Raw genomic sequence first — 21,891 nt, forward strand, 5'->3', positions numbered from 1 at the left:
CGTTTCCGCCGTCAGACCTCGACCTCGATCTCCACCGGCGGCTAGCGCGCACTCACCATGAAAAACAGCCCGCGGCCTTCCGGCACACGGGCTGTATTGCGTCGATGGTGCGACGGGCCGCGTCAGTGCGGCACGTGCAGCTGCAGATAAAGCACGGCCGCGAGCGAGCCGCCGATCAGCGGGCCGACCACCGGAATCCACGCATAGCGCCAGTCGCTGTCACGCTTGCCGGGAATCGGCAGCAGCGCGTGCATGAGGCGCGGCGCGAGGTCGCGCGCGGGGCTCATCGCGTAGCCGGTCGGGCCGCCGAGCGAGATGCCGATGCCGAGCACGAGCAGGCCGACGGGCAGCGCGTCGAGCGCGCCGAGGCCGACCTGCGGCGACGCGAGATACAGCACGCCGAGGATCAGCACGAACGTGCAGATCGCCTCGGTCAGCACGTTGTGCCGGACGCTGCGGATCGCGGGCGCCGTGCAGAACACCGCGAGCTTCAGGTCCGGATCGGCCTCCTTCGCGAAGTGCTGGCGATACGCGAGCCACACGAGCAGCGCGCCCGCCATCCCGCCGAGCATCTGCGCGAGGATGTAGCCGCCGACTTTCGACCACGCGAACTTGCCCGCGAGCGCGAGGCTGATCGTCACGATCGGGTTCAGGTGCGCGCCGCTGAAAGACGCGGTCACGTAGACGGCGACGAATACGGCCATCGCCCAGCCCCACACGATCACGATCAGGTCTGCGCCCCGGCCCTTGGTCTTGGCGAGGAGCACGTTCGCAACCGCGCCGTTGCCGAGCAGCACGAGGATCGCGGTGCCGATGAATTCTGCGAAATAAGGTGACATGGTTGTCTCTCGTATGTCGCGGCGGACTCGCGCGTCGCGCGGTCCGCCGGTGTTGTTGTATTCGCTTCGGATGTCGAACGGTTACTGGGTGTCGTCGGCCCACGCCTTCGCGGCGCGCACCGCGCGCTGCCAGCCGGACATGCAGCGTTCGACCTGCTCCTTCGGCATTTGCGGCGAGAAGCGGCGGTCGAGCTGCCACTGGCTGCGCAGTTCGTCGAGGTTCTTCCAGTAGCCGATCGCGAGACCCGCGAGGTACGCCGCGCCGAGCGCGGTCGTCTCGGTGATCTGCGGACGCACCGCGTCGACGCCGAGCAGGTCCGCCTGGAACTGCATCAGCAGGTTGTTCGCGCTCGCGCCGCCGTCGACGCGCAGCTCGCCGATGCTGATGCCGGAGTCGGCCTCCATCGCCGCGAGCACGTCGAGCGACTGGTAGGCGATCGCGTCGAGCGCAGCGCGCGCAAGGTGCGCGGACGTCGTGCCGCGCGTGACGCCGAACAGCGAGCCGCGCGCGCGGGCGTTCCAGTGCGGTGCGCCGAGGCCCGCGAACGCGGGAACGAGATAGACGCCGTCGGTATGCGGCACGCTCTCCGCGAGCGCCTCGATTTCCGCCGCGCTCTTGATGATGCCCATGCCGTCGCGCAGCCACTGCACGACCGCGCCCGCGATGAAGATGCTGCCTTCGAGCGCGTACTGCACGTCGTCGCCGATCTGCCACGCGATCGTCGTCACGAGGTTGTTCTTCGATTCGATCGGCTTGGCGCCGGTGTTCATCATCAGGAAGCAGCCGGTGCCGTAGGTGTTCTTCACCATCCCCGACGTCGTGCACATCTGGCCGAACAGGGCGGCCTGCTGGTCGCCCGCGATGCCCGCGAGCGGGATCTTCGACGCGAACACGGTCGTCTTCGTGTAGCCGTAGATTTCCGACGACGCCTTCACTTCCGGCAGCATGCTGCGCGGGATGTCGAGCAGCTCGAGCAGCTCGTCGTCCCACTGGCGCGTATGGATGTTGAACAGCATCGTGCGCGACGCGTTGGTCACGTCGGTCACGTGCAGCTCATGCTTCGTGAAGTTCCACACCAGCCAGCTGTCGACGGTGCCGAACGCGAGCTTGCCCCGCCGCGCCTTGTCGCGCGCGCCGGGCACGTTGTCGAGGATCCAGCGGATCTTGGTCGCGGAGAAGTACGCATCGATCGGCAGGCCCGTCTTCGCGCGCACCTTCGCCTCGAGGCCCTGCGCCTTCAGCGTGTCGCAGAAGTCGGCGGTGCGGCGGTCCTGCCAGACGATCGCGTTGTAGACGGGCTGGCCCGTCTCGCGATCCCAGACGATCGTCGTCTCGCGCTGGTTGGTGATGCCGATCGCGGCGATCGACGTGCCGTTCAGGCCCGTGCGGGTGACGGCTTCGGCGGCGACGCCGGCCTGCGTCGACCAGATTTCCTGCGGGTCGTGTTCGACCCAGCCCGGTTGCGGGTAGATCTGCTCGAATTCTTTCTGCGCGATCGACACGATGTTGCCCTGGCGATCGAACAGCATCGCGCGGGAGCTCGTCGTGCCCTGGTCGAGCGCGAGGATGTACTGATCCTGCATGTCTCTCATCTCCATCCGTGATTGGCTTAGTTGTGATGCGCGCCGCACGAAGGCGGCGCGTCTGGGTGAGTCGTGAATCGGTCAGGCGTGATGCGCGTGCCTGGCGGAAAACCATGCGGCGAACCACGCGTCGAGCGCGGCCGTCACCGCGTCGAGCGTGCCCGGCGCGACGTGCAGGCCGAGCTTCGAGCGGCGCCACAGCACGTCCTGCGCGCAGGTCGCCCATTCGACGTCCCGCAGGTAGCGCAGTTCGGCTTCGTGGATGCCCGGCGCGACCGCCGCGCCGAGCTCGGCGAGCGACGTCGCATTGCCGACCACGCGTTCGGCTCGCGTGCCGTACGCACGCGCATAGCGGCGCGCGAGCGCGGCCGGCAGCCATGGATGACGCTTCGCGAACTGCTCGGCGAACGCGTCGAATTTCGCATTGGCGATGTCGCCGCCCGGCAGCGGCGCGCCGGCGGTCCACGGCACCGCATCACGGCCGAGCGCACGGCACAGCATGTCGCCGGCTTCCTCGGCGAGCTTGCGGAACGTCGTGATCTTGCCGCCGAACACCGACAGCAGCGGCGCACCGGCGCCGTTGTCCATCTCGAGCCGATAGTCGCGCGTGACGGCCGACGCGCTCGCCGCGTTCTCGTCCTCGAGCAGCGGGCGCACGCCCGAATACGTCCAGTGGACGTCGGCCGGCGCGATCTTGCGCTTGAAGTAGCGGTTGATCGAGTCGCACAGGTATTGCGTCTCGTCGCGGTCGATCGCGACCTTGGCCGGATCGTTCGTGTATTCGACGTCGGTCGTGCCGATCAGCGTGAAGTCGCGCTCGTACGGAATCGCGAAGATGATCCGCTTGTCCGGGTTCTGGAAGATGTACGCGTGGTCGTGGTCGAACAGGCGGCGCGTGATGATGTGGCTGCCTTTCACGAGCCGCACGCTATGCTGCGCGCCGCGGCCGAGCGCGCCGTGCAGCACGTCGCCGACCCACGGGCCGGCCGCATTCGCGATCGCGCGGGCGTGCACGACGCGAATCGAGCCGTCGGCCTGCTGGAGCCGCGCTTCCCATTCGTTGCCGGTCCGCTCGGCGGACACGAGTTTCGTGCGCGTCAGGATGTCGGCGCCGCGCTCCTTCGCGTCGAGCGCGTTCAGCACGACGAGGCGCGCGTCGTCGACCCAGCCGTCGGAATACACGAAGCCGCGCTTGATCGAGTCGATCAGCGGCGCGCCGGCCGGATGGCGGCGCATGTCGATGCCGCGCGAGCCGGGCAGCAGCTCGCGCTTCGCGAGGTGATCGTAAAGGAACAGGCCGATGCGGATCAGCCACGCCGGCCGCAGGTTCGGCATGTGCGGCATCACGAAGCGCAGCGGCCACATGATGTGCGGCGCCGCGCGCAGCAGCGTCTCGCGTTCCTGCAGCGCCTTGCGCACGAGCCCGAATTCCTTGTACTCGAGATAGCGCAGGCCGCCGTGAATCAGCTTCGTGCTGGCCGACGACGTGTGCGACGCGAGGTCGTCCTGTTCGCACAGGAGCACCGACAGGCCGCGGCCGGCTGCATCGCGCGCGATGCCCGCGCCATTGATGCCGCCGCCGACGACGAGCAGATCGTAGCGATTCGGTTGGGTCACTGCAGTCCTTATCGTCTGAGGGAAATGAGCGAACACAAAATGTTCGAATTCGAAATTTAACGAACGGATTCGAAAAAGTAAAGTTCGAAAAAGAGGGCGGGTGGCGCGGCGCGCGATCCCGGACGATACTAGGGCCTGTTCTCGCTAATAACGGGCTTGCGAACGTACCTTGCCGGCTGCAGTGCAAGGAGCAAGGAGCGCCGTTTGGCCGCGCCAAACAAGTGACGCGCGACGCCGCAATGCGGCCGGCAAGGTACGTTCCCGTGATTAAAAAATTCCTGTGTGGGGCTGGCCGCCAGAAGGGCCGATCGCCGCGTCATGCTCCTTGCGAATACGTTGAGTATTCGCTTCGTCGCAATCCTTGCGCTCGGCCCTTCTGGCGGCCAGCGCAAGCCCGTAATTAGCGAGAACAGGCCCTGGCATCGACCGTTTCGCGAGGTGAATCATGCGTATTGGGATGTGGGCCGGCGCGCTGGCCGTCATGCTGGCCGGGTGCAGCGGCACGCCGCCGCTCGGGGGCAACTGGCGTGCGCCGTCATTCGCGGATCTGCAGACGTCGTGCGGCGGCACGGCGCGCGACTGGGGCGCGGACGCGCAGCCCGTCTATTCGGCGATGTACGACGCGTATGTCGCGAAACGGTACCGTGGGCTGTCGGAGCCGAACTACTGCACGTTCGTAAACGAACTCTCGACGCGCTATGCGGCGCCGAACGCGCCGGCGCGGGCCGGCTGGGTCGCGTATTTCAACGATGCGCGCGCGCAGGCGGTCAGCTGGCGCGCAGCCGTCGACCCGACGCTGCGCGGCGGTTAACGCCGGCGCAAGCCTGCAATTAGCGTGAGCAGGCGCTAAACGTCGTCGAACGAACGAGGCGGGAATCGGTGCGCGCGGCCGTGAGGCGGCCGGCGCGGTCAGGTCAGGAAAAGCGGTATTTGATGGAGCGCAGCGCCGCGTCGCCCGTCTCGGTGACGCAGTATTTGCGTCCCGATCCGAGGCCTTCCAGGCGGACGAGCTGCTGTTCGAGCAGCGCGTCGAGTTCATCGCGTTCCATGTCGGCCTGATCGGGAGCATCCTTCACAAGCAGTAGCGTGGCGAATTCATGCGGACTCAGCATCGTTCTCTCCATGGCAATCGGAATGCCCACGCGTCCGGCCGGAAGACCGGTGCGTGATACCCCGCGGGGTATGGCTTGGGGGGAAAGCTGTATTCGCCGGTCCTGCGTCACGCCTGCACTGTGGCACGAGCGCGGCGGGCAAACGGGCCGGGGAACTGGAGTCTAGTCGAGCGCGCGGGCAACGCCAAATCGCGCCCCATTAATTTTCCGTTTGACAGCCGTGTGTTCCGGAAGCGGTCTTGCCGTGCCGCCAACTTCTTGATTTCACTTGAGGTTTTGGGTGCGGCGCAGCATCGTGGAAACAGCTTCCTTACTCCGCGACGTACACCTGGGTGCCTGCGGCGGCGACCGTCTCTGCCATTTCGGGCGGCAGCGGCTTGTCGGTGAAGAGCGCGTGCACCTGGCTCAGGTGGCCCTGGCGCACGAGCGCCGGCCGGCCGACCTTCGAGTGGTCGGCCACGAGGTAGACGGTGCGCGCATGCTGCATGATCGCCTCGGCCACCCGCACTTCGCGGGTGTCGAAGTCGCGCAGCGTGCCGTCGGTCTCGATCGCCGACGTGCCGATGATCGCGTAGTCGACCTTGAACTGGCGGATGAAGTCGATCGCGAGCTCGCCGACGATCCCCTTGTCCCACGGTCGCACGATGCCGCCCGTGATCAGCACCTCGCAGTCCGGGTAGCCGCTCATCATCGACGCGACGTTCAGGTTGTTCGTGATCACGTGCAGCCCGTGATGGCGGTTCAGCGCGCGCGCGACTTCCTCGGTCGTCGTGCCGAGGTTGATGAACAGCGACGCCTGGTCGGGGATGTGCGACGCGGCGAGTGCCGCGATGCGCCGCTTCTCGTCGTGGAACATCCGCTGCCGCGCGGTGTACGACACGTTCTCCGAACTCGTCGGCAGGCTCGCGCCGCCGTGGTAGCGGCGCAGCAGGTTCAGGTCGGCGAGCCAGTTGACGTCGCGGCGGATCGTCTGCGGCGTCACCGCGAAGTGCGCGGCGAGATCGTCGACGGTCACGAAGCCGTCGCGCTGCACCCATTCGAGCAGTTCCTGCTGGCGCGCGTTGAGGGTGAGGCGGGGGTCTCGGGTCATGTCGTCGGCGAAGTCGTGAAGACGGAGCCGGTATTGTAAGGGCGTTCGGCCGGCGTGCCGGGCGTGGCTGGACATGGCCGGTCGGGGCGGCCGCACAATTCATGCGGACTGCGCATGGATTCATGTGACAAATGAATTTGCGTGATCGCGCCGATCGCGCTGCAATGGCGGATTGTCCGCGTTCGCGCGCAACCCCGCTCAACCCGTTTCCGACGAGGTGGAATCGATGACCGGCTTCAACTGGCACAACCCGTATCCGACGACGCGCATCCCCGTGTTCGCGCGCAATGTCGTGTCGACGTCGCATCCGCTGGCCGCGCAGGCAGGCTTGCGGATGCTGTGGAAAGGCGGCAACGCGGTCGACGCGGCACTGGCCGCCGCGGCCGCGATCACCGTCGTCGAGCCCGTGTCGTGCGGGCTCGGCGGCGATGCGTTTGCGCTCGTCTGGGACGGTGCGAAGCTGCATGGGTTGAATGCATCGGGCGTCGCGCCGGCAGCGTGGAACGTCGACTACTTCCGCAAGCGTCACGGCGAGGATGCGCACGGCTTCGCGCGCAAGCCGACGCGCGGCTGGGACACCGTTACCGTGCCGGGCGTCGTCGCAGGCTGGGAGGCGCTGCACGCGAATTTCGGCTCGCTGCCGTTCGCCGACCTGCTCGAGCCCGCGATCGAGATCGCCGAGCGCGGCTATGCGGTGCCGCCGATCGTCGCGCACAAGTGGGCAGCCGCGGTGCCCGAGCTGCAAGGACTGCCGGGCTTCGCCGATACCTTCATGCCGCGCGGCCGCGCGCCCGAGGTCGGCGAGCGCGTGTGCCTGCCCGGGCATGCGCAGACGCTGCGCACGCTCGCGAAGGACGGCGCGCGCGCCTTCTACGAGGGCGAACTCGCCGAGCGGATCGCCGCGTTCGCGCGCGATGGCGGCGGCGCGCTGACCGAAGCGGACCTGCGCGCGTACCGTCCGGAATGGGTCGAGCCGATCGGCAAGCGCTTTCGCGGCCGCACGATTCACGAGATCCCGCCGAACGGGCAGGGCATCGCCGCACTGATCGCGCTCGGCATCGCCGAGCATGCGGGTGCCGCCGAATGGCCGGTCGATTCGCCGGAATCGCAGCACCTGCAGATCGAGGCGATGAAGCTCGCGTTCGCGGACGTCTACCGCTACGTAGCCGACCCGCGCGCGATGGACGTGACGCCCGCGCAGATGCTCGACGACTGCTACCTCGCCGCGCGCGCGAAGCTGATCGACCCCGCGCGCGCAACGCACTTCGCCGCGGGCCGGCCGCATTCGGGCGGCACGATCTATCTGTCGGCGGCCGACGAGCGCGGGATGATGGTGAGCTTCATCCAGTCGAACTACATGGGCTTCGGCTCCGGTCTCGTCGTGCCGGGCGCGGGGATCGCGCTGCAGAACCGCGGGCACGGCTTCTCGATGGACCCTGCGTCGCCGAACGTCGTCGCGGGTGGCAAGCGCCCGTTCCACACGATCATTCCGGCGTTCGTCACCGAGCAGATCGACGGCCGCACCGAGGCCGTGATGAGCTTCGGCGTGATGGGCGGCGACATGCAGCCGCAAGGCCATCTGCAGACCATCGTGCGGATGCTCGGTCATGGCCAGCAGCCGCAGGCTGCGTGCGACGCGCCGCGCTGGAAGGTCAACCGCGACTTCACGCTCGACGTCGAATCGAGCATGGATCGCGCGACGGTCGACGCGCTCGCCGCGCGCGGCCATACGATCAAGTCGATCGACGATCCTTACATGGATTTCGGCTCCGGCCAGTTTGTGTGGCGGCTCGATCGCACCGATCCCGAGCACGGCTACGTGGCGGCGAGCGACAGCCGGCGCGACGGTCTGGCGGCCGGTTTCTGACGGTTCGCTTCCAGTTGCATGCCCGACGGGCGGCCGCACGGCCGCCCGTTTTGTCTGTGCTGTCCGCGTTTGAATGACTCGTCTAACGAACGGCAATTTGAGATGCGGAACTGCGCCTGTCAGGTATGGTCAGTGCTCTGAAGCATGAACATCAAAGTCCGGCTAAGATGCAAGAATGGTTCGGCCGGACCGATTCTTACAACGTCAAGCAACAAGCCGCATTCGAGACGGCCGCAGCCCACGCCGCTTGCGTGGGGCGGTTGACGGATGGGGCGCCTGGGAGCGCAACACCATGCAGACTGAAACCATGCATGTCATGCCGTGGCGAATCGAGGACATCGACCTGACCCGAATCGATCGTCAACGCGCCGCCGCGAACGAGGATTTGCTGCTGCTGCTGTGCGCGGCGTCGTTCATCGAAAGCGGTTCGGATCTCTACACGAGCAACCTGAGCGAGTTCTTCAACGACGATCCGGAAGTGTCGGCGTGGCTCAACAATGCATGGGAGCACGAAGAGTTGCAGCACGGCCGCGCGCTGAAGGCCTATGTCGCGCACGTGTGGCCCGAGTTCGATTGGGACACCGCGTTCGCGAACTTCTTCGACGAGTATTCGAAGACCTGCTCGGTCGACGCGTTCGAGAAGACCCGCGCGCTCGAGATGGTCGCGCGCTGCGTCGTCGAGACGGGCACGGCCACGCTCTATCGCGCGATCAACGAGTGCTCGGACGAGCCCGTGCTGAAGGAAATCACCGACAACATCCGCACGGACGAAGTGCGCCACTACAAGCACTTCTTCAAATATTTCAAGAAGTACAACCAGCTCGAAGGCAACGGCCGGCTCGCGGTGCTCGGCGCGCTGATGCGCCGCGTGATGGAGATCAAGAACGAGGATTCGGAGATCGCGCTGCGCCACGTGTTCGCGATGCGCTACCCGGGCCGCATCGGCGACACCGAATACAATCGCGCGCGCGCCGCGCGCATCAACGCGCTCGTGCGGCACAACCTGTCCGCGGACATGTGCGTGAAGATGCTGCTGAAGCCGCTCGACCTGCCCGCGAAGATCCAGCCGGGCGTCCATTACCCGCTCGTGAAGCTCACGCAGCACGTGTTCTTCCGTTGATGTTCCGCCGCTGAAGCGCGTCCTGCGAGCGCGCCGCACCCGCGGTCCGCTGCGCATCATCCGCCGTTCCACGAGGCCGCACCACCATGACCGATTCGCATCGCCACGCACTCGAGCAATGGACGTTCGACGCGTGGCCGCCTGCCGTCGTATCGCTGTTCGACGGCACCGCGCTCGACCGCAAGGCCGATGTCGCGGTGTCGCTGATCGTCGCGACCGACGACGGCCAGCTGCGCACGACGCTGTTGAGCGTCGGGGAAATCTACGCGCGCGATGCACGCGTGCTGCTGCTCGCGCTGTGGCCGCAGTCGCGTGCGGCGCGCGCGCTCGCGCAGCGGCGCAAGGCCGCGCTGACCCTCGTCGCCGACGGCGCGTTCCATCAGGCTCAACTGGAGATCGAGCCGCTCGAAGGCGACTTCGGCGGGCTCGCGGGATTCGCGGCGACGATCGCGCACGGCGATGCGCAGCGCGTCGGCTATGCGCGTCTGGCGACGGGCATCACGTTCGGGCTGGAAGGGGAGGAGGCGCGCGCCGCGGTGCTCGCTCGCTGGCAGCGCCAGGTCGAGCACCTGCGGCACGCAGCCGCGCGGCTTCAGTGACCGCGCTGGCCGCTGCGCGACGAACGGTTGCGGTTCGCATGCGCGGCATTGCCGCTGGCCGGGCGTGCCGCGTTGCCGGCTGCCGGGCGTGCGCCGCCACCGCCACCCGCGCTACCCGAGTTGCGGGGCTTCGCGGCCTTCGGCTGAGCCGCCTTGGGCTGAGCCGCTTTCGGCGCGCCGCCGTCGCGCTTCGCGGCCGGCTGGCCTGACCCGCCGGCGCGCGGCGCACGGTTGCCGCCACCACCACCACCGCCACCGCCACCGCGCGGCTGCTGGCCGCGGCGCTGCTGGATCGGCTCCGGCTTCGCATTCGGATCGGGCTCGAAGCCCGCAATCACTTCCTGCGGAATCTCGCGCTTGATCAGCCGCTCGATGTCGCGCAGCAACTGCTTTTCGTCCACGCACACGAGCGACACGGCTTCGCCCGTCGCACCCGCGCGGCCCGTGCGGCCGATCCGGTGCACGTAGTCTTCCGGCACGTTCGGCAGGTCGAAGTTGACGACGTGCGGCAACTGGTCGATGTCGATCCCGCGCGCGGCGATGTCGGTGGCAACAAGCACCTGCAGCGTGCTGTTCTTGAACTCCGACAGCGCGCGCGTGCGCGCCGACTGGCTCTTGTTGCCGTGGATCGCCATCGCGCTGATGCCGTCCTTCGTCAGTTGCTCGGCGAGCCGGTTCGCGCCGTGCTTCGTACGCGTGAACACGAGCACCTGGAACCAGTTGTGCTCGCGGACGAGGTGCGTGAGCAGTTCGCGCTTGCGGTCGCGGTCGACCGGGTGGATCTTCTGCGCGACGGTCTCGGCGGTCGTGTTGCGGCGCGCGACCTCGATCAGCGCCGGCGAGTCGAGCAGGTTGTCGGCGAGCGTCTTGATCTCGTCGGAGAAGGTCGCCGAGAACAGCAGGTTCTGGCGGCGCGGCGGCAGCTTCGCGAGCACGCGCTTGATGTCGTGGATGAAGCCCATGTCGAGCATCCGGTCGGCTTCGTCGAGCACGAGGATGTCGAGTTGCGACAGGTCGATCGTCTTCTGCTGCATGTGGTCGAGCAGGCGGCCTGGCGTCGCGACGACGATGTCGACGCCGCGCTTGAGCGCATCGATCTGCGGATTGATGCTGACGCCGCCGAACATCACGGTCGAGCGCAGCTTCAGGTACTTGCTGTACGCGCGCACGCTTTCCTCGACCTGGGCGGCGAGTTCGCGCGTCGGCGTGAGGATCAGCGCACGCACCGCGCGCTTCGCGTTGTGGTGCTCCGCGTAGAACGTATGCAGGCGCTGCAGGATCGGCAGCGTGAAGCCGGCGGTCTTGCCGGTGCCGGTCTGCGCGCCGGCGAGCAGGTCGCCGCCGCCGAGCACGGCGGGGATCGCCTGTTGCTGGATCGGGGTGGGCGACGTGTAGCCAAGCTCATTGACCGCCTTGACGAGCGGTTCGGCCAGGCCGAGAGATTCGAAAGACATAGATACGGCTCTTGAGTTTTATGATCGGCGACGCATCGCGCGGCCCGCGCGGGGAAAGCGTCGCAAAAAGACAAAAGGGCGCGGCCGCGGTTTCCCGCAGCCGCGCCCCGTTTGCGTCACGCGTTATTTAGTCAAGCGGCGCGGAACGCAGGTCGCTCACCTGTTGCGGCGAGATCGGCGCACCGTTGTTGCCCCACGACGCGCGGATGTACGTGACGACCGCCGCGACTTCCTGGTTCGACAGCGACTGCGCGAACGGCGGCATCCCGTACGGACGCGGATTCTTGTGCGTGCTCGGCGGATAGCCGCCGTTCAGCACCATGCGGATCGGGTTCACGGCCGATTCCATCATGATCGAACGGTTCTGCGCGAGCGGCGGATACGCCGGCGGCTTGCCTTCGCCGTTGGCGGCGTGACAGGTCGCGCAGTTGTCCGCGTAGATCTTCTTGCCCTGGTCGAACAGCGTGTTGCCGAACTGCTTCGACGGCTCGTACTGCATGTTCTTCGGCGCTTCAGCCTTCTGCGGGATCGACTTCAGGTACGTCGACATCGCGCGCGTATCGTCGTCGCTCATGTACTGCAGGCTGTTGTGAACCACGTCCGCCATCGGGCCGAACACCGCGCCCTTGTTCGCCACGCCGGCTTGCAGCAGGTCGGACAGCTCCTGCACGTGCCAGTCGCCGAGGCCGAGTTCCTTGTCGTTCGTCAGCGACGGCGCATACCAGTTCTGCAGCGGGATCAGGCCGCCTGCGAACGCCGACGAGCTCACCGGGCCGCCCATCATGTTGATCGACGTGTGGCACATCGAGCAGTGGCCGAGGCCTTCGACCAGATACGCGCCGCGGTTCCATTCGACCGACTTGGTCGGATCCGGCTTGTACTCGCCTTCCTTGAAGAACAGCGTGCGCCAGCCGATCAGCAGGTTGCGGTTGTTGAACGGGAACTTCAGTTCGTGCGGACGGCTCGGCACCGATACCGGCGCAACCGAGCGCAGGTACGCGTAGATCGCGTCCGAATCCGCGCGCGTGACCTTCGTGTAGCTCGCGAACGGGAAGCCCGGGTAGAGCAGGCTGCCGTCCTTCGAGCGGCCCGTGTGCATCGCGCGGTAGAAGTCGTCCGACGTCCACTTGCCGATGCCGGCCTGGTCGTCCGGCGTGATGTTCGGCGTGTACATCGTGCCGAACGGCGTCGCCATCGGCAGGCCGCCCGCGAACGGCTTGCCGCCGCGCACGGTGTGGCACGCGATACAGTCGCCGACGCGCGCGAGGTATTCGCCCTTCTTGATCAGCGCGGCCTGGTCGGCCGGCGTGGCCGCGACGGCGGCGTTGCCGTGCAGGGTGTCGTTGCCCGGCCACAGGACCGGCACGAGAGCCGCTGCCGCGACGATCGCGACAGCCGAGAGTGCAAACAGGGACTTGCGTTTCATGTCGTGTGTCTCCCTTGCCTTATTGCGGTTCGCTGCCGCAGGCGAGCGGAGTCTTCATCGAGCGGGCCGGGGCCGGCACGGGGTTGGCGGGCGCCGGTTGGGCGGCGAGCCATGCCGTCACGGCGGTCACGTCTTCGTCGGAAAGCTTCGACGCGATGTCGTGCATGCAGTCCGGCGCCTTCGCGTGGCGGTTGCCGGAACGCCATGCGCCGAGCTGCGCGCTCAGGTAGTCGGCGTGCAGGCCGACGAGACCCGGGATCGCCGGCTGCATGCCGGTCAGCGTCGCGCCGTGGCAGGCCACGCAGGCCGGCAGCTTGCGCGACGGATCGCCCTGCGTGACGAGCTGCTTGCCGCGCGCGAGGGTCGCTGCCGGCAGCGATGGCTTCGCCGGCGCCGGGTACGGCGGACGCTCGGCCGAGAAGTGCTCGGCGATCTCGCGCAGGTAGTCGTCGTTCAGGTACGTCAGCAGATAGTTCATCGGCGGGTACTTGCGCCGGCCGTCACGGAAGTTGACGAGCTGGTTGTACAAGTACTCGGCCGGCTTGCCGGCGAGACGCGGGAAGTAATCGTTGTCCGTACCCTGGCCGTGGACGCCATGGCAGGCCGTACAGCCGCGCACGCGCTCGGCCATGGTATCGGGTGCCTTGAGCGGCGCCTGTTGGGCCTGGGCTTGCTCCGTGGGCTTGGTCTGCGCTTGGGCAGTGCTCATGAGGCCCGCGCCACCGATCATCAGAACGGCGAGCAACGGACGGAAGAGGCGTCTTGAAGACACACGAGACTCCATGTTTATTCGTCGGGGACCTGTCCGGGCTACGATCGGCTCGGCATGACGGCAGGACAGCCGGGCTGCTGCGACGCGGCATTCTATCATCGATGGGTAATGACGGCTATTTGACAAATGGACATAGGTTCATGCCTGTATCCGACTTGCGACAATTTGACGCGCGCCCGATAAAGCCGCCGTGAACCCGCGTGCGCTTTGCCCATCGAAGACCGTACACTCGCGGGTCGCGCGGCGCCGCCTCCGCCGCAGATCGTGTCATTTCTCCTGTTTCCGGATTCATCGATGACGTTTTCTACCGTGCCGTTGCCCGATTCTTCCTGTCCGTTCCATCGCCGCGCCGCCGGCCTGCCGTCCCGTGGCGGCCGCTGCGAAGGGGGCGCGCAATGAGGATCGACAGCTTGTGGATCGGGCAGGTGGCGCTCGCCGCATTGATGGACGCCGCGTTCGCGATGGCGGTCGGCTCGGCGCTGCTCAAGGGATGGCTCGCGAAGGACGGCGCGCGGCCGGTCATCGCGCCGTCGCATCCCGCATGGCTGCGCGCGCAACATTCGCTCGCGGCGGCGGCCGCGGCACTCGTGCTCGCGGATCTCGGCTGGCTCGTCTACGAAGCCGCGACGATGAGCGGCGCGGGGTTCGCGGGCGCCTTCGGCGCGATCCCGACCGTGCTTGCGCAAACCCACGTCGGGTTCGCGTGGTGTGTCGCGTTCGGCGGCGCGGTGCTGCTCGCGATCGTCGCGCTGCTGCGGCCGGACGGCCCGCTCGCCTATGCGCTGCTATGGCTCGCGGTGATCGTCGTCGCGGCCGGCAAGGCGTCGATCGGGCATGCGGCCGACACGGGGCTGCTGTCGGCGGCAGTCGGTGTGCAGACGGTGCATCTGCTCGTCACCGCCGTGTGGGGCGGCCTCGTGCTGGCGGGTGGGCTCGCGGTGCTGCCGGCGCTCGGCTCGTCGGTTGCGCGCGGTGCGCTGATCCGCGTCGGGCAAAGGCTGTCGCAGATGTCGATCGTCGCGGTCGTGTTCGTGCTTGCGACCGGCGCGCTCAATGCGGAGCGCGGGCTCGGCGGCTCGCTCGCGCCGCTCGACGGCAGCACCTGGGGCCGCGTGTTGCTGCTGAAGCTGATGCTCGTCGCGCTCGCGCTGGTGCTCGGCGGGCTGAACCGCCTCTCCGCGCTGCCGCGCCTGCGCCGCACCGCGTCGACCGAGGATGCGCACACGTTCCGCAACATCCTGCATCTCGAAGCGCTGACGATGATCGGCGTGATCGTAGCGGCATCGGTGCTGTCGTTCAGCGTGCCGGGCTTCGTCGCGCTCGGCCGGATGTGAAGCGTCGAGAGGACGTTTCCTGACGCCAGGCCCGGCGTCTCGCCATCGGGGCCGTGCCGCCGATGGCGCCGGGCGCGAGGCGGCCGGTGCCGTGCCGGGTGCCGCGACGTTGCCGGCTTGCCGGAACCTCGCGGACGAACGCGTCGTGCGAACGAACGCCGCGCGCGCCGCGTCCGGCCGGCATCAAGTTCACCACTCGGCGACGCTGCCGTCCGCGTGACGCCACACCGGGTTGCGCCAGCGGTGGCCGGTCTTCGCCATCTCGCGCACCTTCTCCTCGTTGACGTCGATGCCGAGGCCCGGGCCTTGCGGGATCGCGACGAAGCCGTCCTCGTAGCGGAACACCTCGGGGTTGCGCAGGTAGTCGAGCAGGTCGTTGCCCTGGTTGTAGTGGATCCCGAGGCTCTGTTCCTGGATGAACGCGTTGTAGCTGACCGCATCGAGCTGCAGGCACGCGGCGAGCGCGATCGGCCCGAGCGGGCAATGCAGCGCGAGCGCGACGTCGTAACTTTCCGCGAGCGTCGCGATCTTCCGGCATTCGGTGATGCCGCCCGCGTGCGATGCGTCCGGCTGGATGATGTCGACGTAGCCGCCTGCGAGGATGTGCTTGAAGTCCCAGCGCGAGTACAGCCGCTCGCCGAGCGCGATCGGCGTGCTGGTCTGGTTGACGATGTCGCGCAGTGCCTCGGCGTTCTCCGACAGCACGGGCTCCTCGATGAACATCAGCTTGTACGGGTCGAGCTCCTTCGCGAGCACCTTCGCCATCGGCTTGTGCACGCGGCCGTGGAAATCGACGCCGATGCCGACGTGTGGCCCGACCGCATCGCGCACCGCCGCGACGTTCGCGATCACCTGCTCGACCTTGTCGTAGGTATCGACGATCTGCAGCTCCTCGGAGCCGTTCATCTTGACGGCCTTGAAGCCGCGCTCGACGACCGCGCGCGCGTTGTTCGCGACGTCGCTCGGCCGGTCGCCGCCGATCCACGAATACACCTTGATGCGGTCGCGCACCTGGCCGCCGAGCAACGCATGGACGGGCACGCCGTGATGCTTGCCCAAGATGTCCCAAAGGGCCTGGTCGATGCCCGCGATCGCGCTCATCGTGATCGGGCCGCCGCGATAGAAGCCCGCGCGGTACATCACCTGCCAGTGATCCTCGATCAGGCGCGGATCCTTGCCGACGAGGTAGTCGGCAAGCTCGTGCACGGCAGCTTCGACCGTGTGCGCGCGGCCCTCGACGACCGGCTCGCCCCAGCCGACGATGCCCTCGTCGGTTTCGATCTTGAGGAACAGCCAGCGCGGCGGGACGACGAAGGTTTCGAGGCGGGTGATCTTCATGACGCGTGTCTCCAGGGGAAGGCCTTGCGGCTATCCTAGTGGACGCGATCAAAAAATAGTATTAATAGCACTATTGTGCAGATAGTGGGCGGTCCGGCCTCGATGCAGAGCCAAGGAGCCCGCGTTCCGGGAGAACCACCATTCAACACGACCTGCATGGACAAACGGCGTTCCGGCTTGCGACGGCGATCCTGCGCGGCGACTATCCGCCCGAATCGCTGCTGCCGAGGGAGCCCGACCTGATGGAGATGTTCGGCGTGAGCCGCACGGTGCTGCGCGAAGCGCTGCGCACGCTGACGTCGAAGGGGCTCGTCGAATCGCGGCCGAAGGTCGGCACGCGGGTGCGGCCAAGGCGCGCGTGGAACCTGCTCGACGCGGACCTGCTCGACTGGTACGCGCGCGTCGCGCCGCCGCTCGCGTTCGCGTTGAAGCTGCAGGAGATGCGCGAGATGGTCGAGCCGCACGCGGCGGCGCTGGCCGCACAGGCGCATACGCCACAGACGTTCGACGGGATAGATGCGGCCGCGCGCGCGATGGCCGACGCGCGCAACGTCGACGAATGGGTGCGTGCCGATTTGCGGTTCCACCTGAGCGTGCTCGAGGCGGGCGGCAACGAGCTGCTGGTGCCGCTCGGCGCGCTGATCGATCGCACGCTCGAAGCGCAGCTGCACCTGAATGCGCGGCGCGCGGACGTGTTCAACGCGTCGCTTGCCGAGCATCTGGCCGTGTGCGACGCGATCCGCGCGCGCGACGCGGACGGCGCGCGCCGCGCGATGGCGGCGCTGCTCGCCGTCACGCGCGCGCGGATCGAGGTGGGCTGACGGGGCAACCCGAAAGCGCCGAGCGAGGGTGTAGTTTGAAGGCGCCGTGCGAAAGCGTGGTTTGAATGGACGTCAGGACGGGCGTCAGGAAGGGCGTCAGGAAGGGCGCCGGGCACGGCGCCCGCACGCGCAATCATGCGGCCGCGCAGCCGCCCGGTTTGACGACGCGCTGGGTCGACGCCGGGTACTTCGCGAGCAGCTTCGCCGGCCGGCGCGGGCGCGTGACGAGTTCGCCGCCGCAGTTCGGGCACTGGCCTTTCAGCACATCGTCCGCGCAGGTCGCGCAAAACGTGCACTCAAAGGTGCAAATTCGCGCATCGGCGGAATCGGGCGGCAGGTCCTTGTCGCAGCATTCGCAGCCGGGGCGGAGTTCGAGCATGGCAGTCTCCTTGATTGTGGGTATGGGTATGGAGGGCCGACGTTGCAGGCGCGTCGCCGGCAGGCTACTGTAAGCGCAGCATCGTAACCGCTTCACGCATGCCCGTCGATGCGGTGCTGCATCAAGCGGGCCAGACCAGGAGACGACCATGCTTTACCGAGGAAGCTGTCATTGCGGCGACGTGCAGTTCGAGGTGGACGGCGAACTGAACGGCGTGATGGCGTGCAATTGTTCGATTTGCCAGCGCAAGGGCGCGCTGATGTGGTTCGTGCCGCGCGCGAACCTGTACCTGATGACGCCCGAAGACAATCTCGCGACCTACACGTTCAACAAGCACGTGATCCAGCATCGCTTCTGCAAGCGCTGCGGGATCCATACGTTCGGCGAGGGCACCGATCCGAAGGGCAACAAGATGGCCGCGATCAACGTGCGCTGCCTCGAGGACGTCGACATCGACGCGTTGCCGGTCACGCATTACGACGGGCGTTCGCACTGACCGCCGATCGCCGGCAGGCGGCGCAGCGAAGCTCAGGGGGCGCAAAGGCACGCAAGCGCCCCGCATGCAAAGCGGCACGCTTGCGGCGTGCCGCCCGGGTCACGACGGATGGGACTCGCGGGCTGCAGACGGCGCAGCCACCTCGGCTTGCGGGCCGACCGCGGCCGGCCGCTCGATCAGCGGCGCGAGCGCCGGCGCCATCGATTTCAGCAGCTGCACGGCCATCGCGCTCGTGAAGTCGTAGCGCGCCGCGTACGGCTCGTGTGCCGTAGCAGTCAGGACGCCGAAGAAGCGGTCGCCGAGCACGAACACGAACGTGCCGCTGCGGTTCACCTTGCGCGACTCGATCAGCCGCGCGCCGCGCGCATAGACGTTGAAGCGCTGGTCGCCGGTGCCGGTCTTGCCATACACCTCGAGCGTCTTGCCGTCGGGCAGCGTCATCCCGTCGGCGAGCCGCTTGCCGGTGCCGGTGAGCACGACGTCGCGCAGCAGCCGGTGCGCAACGCTGACGATTTCCGGCGACAGCGTCGGCTGCGGCTGCGCGGCCGCGCGCACGAAGCGCGTTTCATACGGCGTGCCCTTCGCGAAGTCGAGCCGCGTGATCGTCTCGGTCGGCGCCTTGTCGCCGCCGTTCGCGATCAGGCCGATCAGCTTCGCGAGCGCGTCCGGCTGGTCGCCCGAGGCGCCGATCGCGGCCGCATACGACGGCGTGACCTCCGCGAACGGATAGCCGAGCGCACGCCACGACTTGCTGATCGCCGCATACGCGCGCAGCTCGACCATGCGGCGGATCCGCCGGTCCTGCGTGCCGTGATAGCGGGTCTTGTACAGCCACGTGTACGTATAGAAGCGCGCGTCGTGGCTCGCTCGTTCAACCTCGTCGAGCGGCGCGTCCGGATGCGCGCGCAGGTAGTTGAGCGTCCACAGCGCGAGCGGGTGAACACTCGCGATGTAGCCGCGGTCGTTCAGGTTGAAGCGGTCGATCGCGTACTTCGCGTAGAGCGCCGCGAGATCGTCGTCAGACAGCGTCGCGGCCGGCGTGCCCTTCAGTTGCACGCGCATCTGCGCGTCGAACCACGCGAGCGATTCGTGCGGCGCGACGCTGCGCAGCACGGTCGCGATCTTCGGTGGCGACTTGCGCACGTCCTTCAGCATCAGCGCGAGCGCGTCGTCCCCGGGCTTGCCTGCGTAGCGCGTGTAGAAGCGCTTCACGTAGACCTTGCTTTCGCCGTCGACGAATTGCTGCAGATAATGGCTGCGCTGCTCGGGATCGTCGAGCCACGACGTCGACGGACCGGATGTCTGGATCATCTCGTAGTGGACGATGTCGCGCATCAGCCGCACGAACACGAGGTTGACCGAGTGCGCGAACGCCTGGTGCAGCGTCAGGATGCGGTGGTTGTCCGACTTCTCGAAGTTGCTGAACACCTGCGCGCCGCCGCCCGTGTAGAACACGTCAGGGCTCGCCGAGTACTTGCGCTCGACGGCCGCGTCGAGCATCGCCTGCAGCGAGCGGTCCTGCGTATGCGACAGGTAGTCGAGCGCCCACAGCGACAGCCCGTCCATCGGGTCGGGCTTCACGTGCGCGAGTTCGGCCTTCGACAGCATGCCGTAGCGCGCATGCAGGTCGGACACGATCTGCAGGTACGTGACGAGCGTGCGCAGCTTCGCGGTCGAGCCGAGGTTGATGCGTCCGCCGCGGTTGATGTCGAACGGCTCGTTCACGCTGTCGGTCTGCACGCGCAGCACGTTCGCGCCATTGCGCCGTTCATACAGCGTGAAGCTGTAGGTCAGGTGCGACGGGTCGTCCTTCGGCGCGAGCATCTCGAAGCCGTACAGGCCCGCGGCCTGCGCGCCGGCACGCGTCGACGCCTCGGCAAGCCGTTCGGCGACCGCCTGCTGCACGCTGTTGTCGAGCGTGCTCGTCGCCTGCAGGTCGAACTGGTCGAGCTGGTACACATCGGTGATGCCGAGCGCGGCGAGCAGCGACGCGCGCGCGGACGTGACGGCCTTGCGCGACACGAACGACTGCACGCGTGCGGCTTCGGGCGGCTTCGCGCGGTCGATGTGCGCGGCGAGCGAAGCATCGCGCAGCGCGGGCGAGATCACGCCGCCGGTCGAGAGCAGCCGCAGGTAGCTGTCGGTCAGCCGCTGCAGCGTCGGGTAGCCGCTGTTCAGGAAATACGACGGCGCGCGCTGCGCGATCGTCAGCGACAGCACTTCGCGGAATGCGACGCCCTGTTCGTCGATGTTCTCGGCCGTCGTCGGCGCCGACAGGATGCGATTCACGTCGTTGAAGTCGCGGCCGTACCACGCGGCGAGCCCGTCGCCGATGCCGGTGATTTCGCCGATGTGCGGCCGGGCCGCGAGCGGCACCGAGTTCAGGTAGTGGACGACGATCTCCCTGCGGGCGGCCATCGTTTGCGGGCCGTTCAGGTATGCGCGCACGGACGCCGACGCGATCTGCCGCAGCTTCTCGGGCGGCGTCGCCGTGCGGCCGTCGGGCGAGTGGCGGAATTTCTCGATCTGCGTCGCGAGCGTGCTGCCGCCTGGGCGCGCCTGATGACGGTTGATCACGTGCAGGCCCTGGTCGGCGATCGCACGGCCGAAGCGGCCCCAGTCGATCGCCGGGTTGCGGTTCGGCTGGTTCGCGTCGAGCAGGTAGCGGTCCTCGATGAACAGCAGCGAATTCGCGACGACGGGCGGGATCGCGTCGAAGTCGCGGTAGACGCGCTGCGGGAACGTGGTGGCAAAGAGCGGCGCGCCCGTCGAATCGAACAGCATCAGGCCCGTCTGGTCTTTCTCTTCGTAAGGCAGGAACAGCCCGCGTTCGGCGAGCGACAGCATCCGCTCGGAATCGCGCGCCTGTTTGCTGACGACGAAGCCGCGCGCGAGCAGCCGCTGCTGGAACGCCGGAATCATCGCGTAGCCGAACCGTACGTCGTACGGGCCGTTGGCGGGAAAGCGGATGTGGTCGCTCGCACCGGCCTCGACCGTATAGCCGACGTCGCGGGTCAGTTCCGACAAATAGCGGGCCTGCAGCCGCGAGGTCTCGATTTCGACCTGCACGAGCCGTGCAACGATCGCGATCGCGATCAGCAGCGTGGCGACCAGCGACCATTTGATCCACGTCCAGACCGATGCGGCACCGGTCACGCGTGGCAGATTGCGATTCAACGGCCGATTCATGGCGGCGTCTCCCTGCAGGGGGGCGGGCTCCGGCCGCACCCCATTAAGGATTAGTTTAGTCCTCAACCGCGTGCTGCCAAGGACGGTTCGACATGGAGATGCAACCGCGCAACGCGCGTTTCCCCGTGTCGCGCGCGATGCGCAAACGCGCACGGCAAGCCTGCACCGGCGTGGCGCATGCACCGCACATTCCGTACCCGTGGCACGCGGGTTTGGGCGGTCGCATTCGAAACAGGCATGGCAACGGTTGTCCCGGAATCGCCAGTGCGCGCGGCACGTCGGCCATTCGGTGCCAAGCGGTGCGACATGCACGCAAATCGTGCCGGATCGGAAGCGGCTGATGGCGCGTCCTGGCGACGATTCGGGTGATTTTGTGCGATGCACCGTCAAGCCGGCGAGCGCGCTCCTCCAGTCATTCCCGCCGCGCTCGCCGAGTATCGCGATTTGTCATGCAAAAGAAACCCGGCCGCCCGTCGATCGTCGCGCGCGCGGCGATCGCAGCCGCGCGGTTGCCGCGGCTCACGGCGTTTTTACCGGCCCGCAGGCCGTGCGGCAAACAGGCAGCGAAATATCGCCGTTGTCCGGTCTGTTTTTGTGTATCGAGATGTGTCGTCGGTGTGATCGGCACGTCGCTCGCATGGTCGACGCCGGTCGCGGGCACGACAAATGCGCGCGGCCGATGTGTGCACAACCGGATCCGCGGTGCGTGCCGTCTCACCTGCGATGGCCGCGCGACGGTCATGCCGAGGTCATGCGTCGCATGTCGCCAGCGCAGTGTGGCTGGCGGAACGGGGCTGCCGCGAGTAGGATCGCCGAAGGTTGCAGCGCCTTTCACTCCAGCCCGGTATCCCATA

General features: G+C 67.5%; 19 protein-coding genes. 7 read left to right on the plus strand and 12 right to left on the minus strand.

Annotated features, from left to right (window positions below; translation table 11 throughout):
- Positions 1-122: 122 nt before the first annotated feature.
- The 3 genes from ACV22Z_RS15760 to glpD all read right to left on the minus strand — a co-directional run bounded on the left by ACV22Z_RS15760 (position 123) and on the right by glpD (position 4,040).
- Positions 123-839: an MIP/aquaporin family protein gene (locus ACV22Z_RS15760; protein ID WP_448077223.1), complete on the minus strand. Its 717-nt coding sequence runs from the start codon at positions 837-839 to the stop codon at positions 123-125.
- Positions 840-920: 81 nt separating this feature from the next.
- Positions 921-2,423 carry a glycerol kinase GlpK gene (gene glpK, locus ACV22Z_RS15765; RefSeq protein WP_448077224.1) on the minus strand — a complete coding sequence of 501 codons (1,503 nt, stop codon included), beginning with the start codon at positions 2,421-2,423 and terminating at the stop codon, positions 921-923.
- An 81-nt stretch (positions 2,424-2,504) separates the two neighbouring features.
- Positions 2,505-4,040, minus strand: coding sequence for a glycerol-3-phosphate dehydrogenase (gene glpD, locus ACV22Z_RS15770; RefSeq protein ID WP_448077225.1), 1,536 nt, complete (start codon positions 4,038-4,040; stop codon positions 2,505-2,507).
- A 445-nt stretch (positions 4,041-4,485) separates the two neighbouring features.
- Here glpD and ACV22Z_RS15775 point away from each other — a divergent pair, with 445 nt between their 5' ends.
- Entirely contained in the window at positions 4,486-4,851 is a 366-nt protein-coding gene (locus ACV22Z_RS15775; protein ID WP_448077226.1) for a hypothetical protein, read from the plus strand.
- A 103-nt stretch (positions 4,852-4,954) separates the two neighbouring features.
- Here ACV22Z_RS15775 and ACV22Z_RS15780 read toward each other — a convergent pair whose 3' ends face one another.
- Positions 4,955-5,152, minus strand: a complete 198-nt coding sequence (locus tag ACV22Z_RS15780; protein WP_448077227.1) for a hypothetical protein — start codon at positions 5,150-5,152, stop codon at positions 4,955-4,957.
- A gap of 310 nt (positions 5,153-5,462) precedes the next feature.
- Entirely contained in the window at positions 5,463-6,242 is a 780-nt protein-coding gene (locus tag ACV22Z_RS15785; protein ID WP_017334115.1) for a DeoR/GlpR family DNA-binding transcription regulator, read from the minus strand.
- Between the two features lie 226 nt (positions 6,243-6,468).
- Between ACV22Z_RS15785 and ACV22Z_RS15790 the strand changes: the two genes are divergently transcribed.
- From ACV22Z_RS15790 to ACV22Z_RS15800, 3 genes are all read left to right on the plus strand, one after another.
- Positions 6,469-8,109: a gamma-glutamyltransferase family protein gene (locus tag ACV22Z_RS15790; RefSeq protein WP_448077228.1), complete on the plus strand. Its 1,641-nt coding sequence runs from the start codon at positions 6,469-6,471 to the stop codon at positions 8,107-8,109.
- Positions 8,110-8,401: 292 nt separating this feature from the next.
- The gene (locus tag ACV22Z_RS15795) at positions 8,402-9,229 is read left to right on the plus strand and encodes a ferritin-like domain-containing protein (RefSeq protein ID WP_448077229.1); all 828 of its coding nucleotides are present in this window, start codon (positions 8,402-8,404) and stop codon (positions 9,227-9,229) included.
- An 86-nt stretch (positions 9,230-9,315) separates the two neighbouring features.
- The gene (locus tag ACV22Z_RS15800) at positions 9,316-9,828 is read left to right on the plus strand and encodes a hypothetical protein (protein WP_448077230.1); all 513 of its coding nucleotides are present in this window, start codon (positions 9,316-9,318) and stop codon (positions 9,826-9,828) included.
- On the opposite strand, the gene ACV22Z_RS15805 is transcribed toward ACV22Z_RS15800, so the two are convergent.
- From ACV22Z_RS15805 to ACV22Z_RS15815, 3 genes are all read right to left on the minus strand, one after another.
- The gene (locus tag ACV22Z_RS15805) at positions 9,822-11,282 is read right to left on the minus strand and encodes a DEAD/DEAH box helicase (RefSeq protein WP_448077231.1); all 1,461 of its coding nucleotides are present in this window, start codon (positions 11,280-11,282) and stop codon (positions 9,822-9,824) included. The two genes, ACV22Z_RS15800 and ACV22Z_RS15805, sit on opposite strands and share 7 nt — an antisense overlap.
- A 127-nt stretch (positions 11,283-11,409) precedes the next feature.
- Positions 11,410-12,708, minus strand: a complete 1,299-nt coding sequence (locus ACV22Z_RS15810; protein ID WP_448077232.1) for a c-type cytochrome — start codon at positions 12,706-12,708, stop codon at positions 11,410-11,412.
- Between the two features lie 19 nt (positions 12,709-12,727).
- Entirely contained in the window at positions 12,728-13,492 is a 765-nt protein-coding gene (locus tag ACV22Z_RS15815) for a c-type cytochrome (RefSeq protein WP_448077233.1), read from the minus strand.
- A 383-nt stretch (positions 13,493-13,875) separates the two neighbouring features.
- Here ACV22Z_RS15815 and ACV22Z_RS15820 point away from each other — a divergent pair, with 383 nt between their 5' ends.
- Positions 13,876-14,814, plus strand: a complete 939-nt coding sequence (locus ACV22Z_RS15820) for a copper resistance D family protein (protein WP_448077234.1) — start codon at positions 13,876-13,878, stop codon at positions 14,812-14,814.
- Between the two features lie 189 nt (positions 14,815-15,003).
- Here ACV22Z_RS15820 and dgoD read toward each other — a convergent pair whose 3' ends face one another.
- Entirely contained in the window at positions 15,004-16,152 is a 1,149-nt protein-coding gene (dgoD, locus tag ACV22Z_RS15825) for a galactonate dehydratase (protein WP_448077235.1), read from the minus strand.
- A 152-nt stretch (positions 16,153-16,304) separates the two neighbouring features.
- Between dgoD and ACV22Z_RS15830 the strand changes: the two genes are divergently transcribed.
- Complete coding sequence (locus ACV22Z_RS15830; RefSeq protein ID WP_448077294.1) at positions 16,305-16,973, plus strand: FadR/GntR family transcriptional regulator; 669 nt, start codon at positions 16,305-16,307, stop codon at positions 16,971-16,973.
- 133 nt (positions 16,974-17,106) lie between these two features.
- Here ACV22Z_RS15830 and ACV22Z_RS15835 read toward each other — a convergent pair whose 3' ends face one another.
- The gene (locus ACV22Z_RS15835) at positions 17,107-17,352 is read right to left on the minus strand and encodes a DUF1272 domain-containing protein (RefSeq protein ID WP_448077236.1); all 246 of its coding nucleotides are present in this window, start codon (positions 17,350-17,352) and stop codon (positions 17,107-17,109) included.
- A 148-nt stretch (positions 17,353-17,500) separates the two neighbouring features.
- Here ACV22Z_RS15835 and ACV22Z_RS15840 point away from each other — a divergent pair, with 148 nt between their 5' ends.
- Positions 17,501-17,848 carry a GFA family protein gene (locus tag ACV22Z_RS15840; protein ID WP_448077237.1) on the plus strand — a complete coding sequence of 116 codons (348 nt, stop codon included), beginning with the start codon at positions 17,501-17,503 and terminating at the stop codon, positions 17,846-17,848.
- Positions 17,849-17,947: 99 nt separating this feature from the next.
- On the opposite strand, the gene ACV22Z_RS15845 is transcribed toward ACV22Z_RS15840, so the two are convergent.
- Positions 17,948-21,037: a transglycosylase domain-containing protein gene (locus tag ACV22Z_RS15845; protein ID WP_448077238.1), complete on the minus strand. Its 3,090-nt coding sequence runs from the start codon at positions 21,035-21,037 to the stop codon at positions 17,948-17,950.
- Between the two features lie 412 nt (positions 21,038-21,449).
- A complete protein-coding gene (locus ACV22Z_RS15850) occupies positions 21,450-21,872 on the minus strand; it encodes a hypothetical protein (RefSeq protein ID WP_448077239.1) in 423 nt (140 codons plus the stop codon).
- Positions 21,873-21,891: the final 19 nt, after the last annotated feature.

Source organism: Burkholderia sp. PU8-34, from assembly GCF_053427725.1.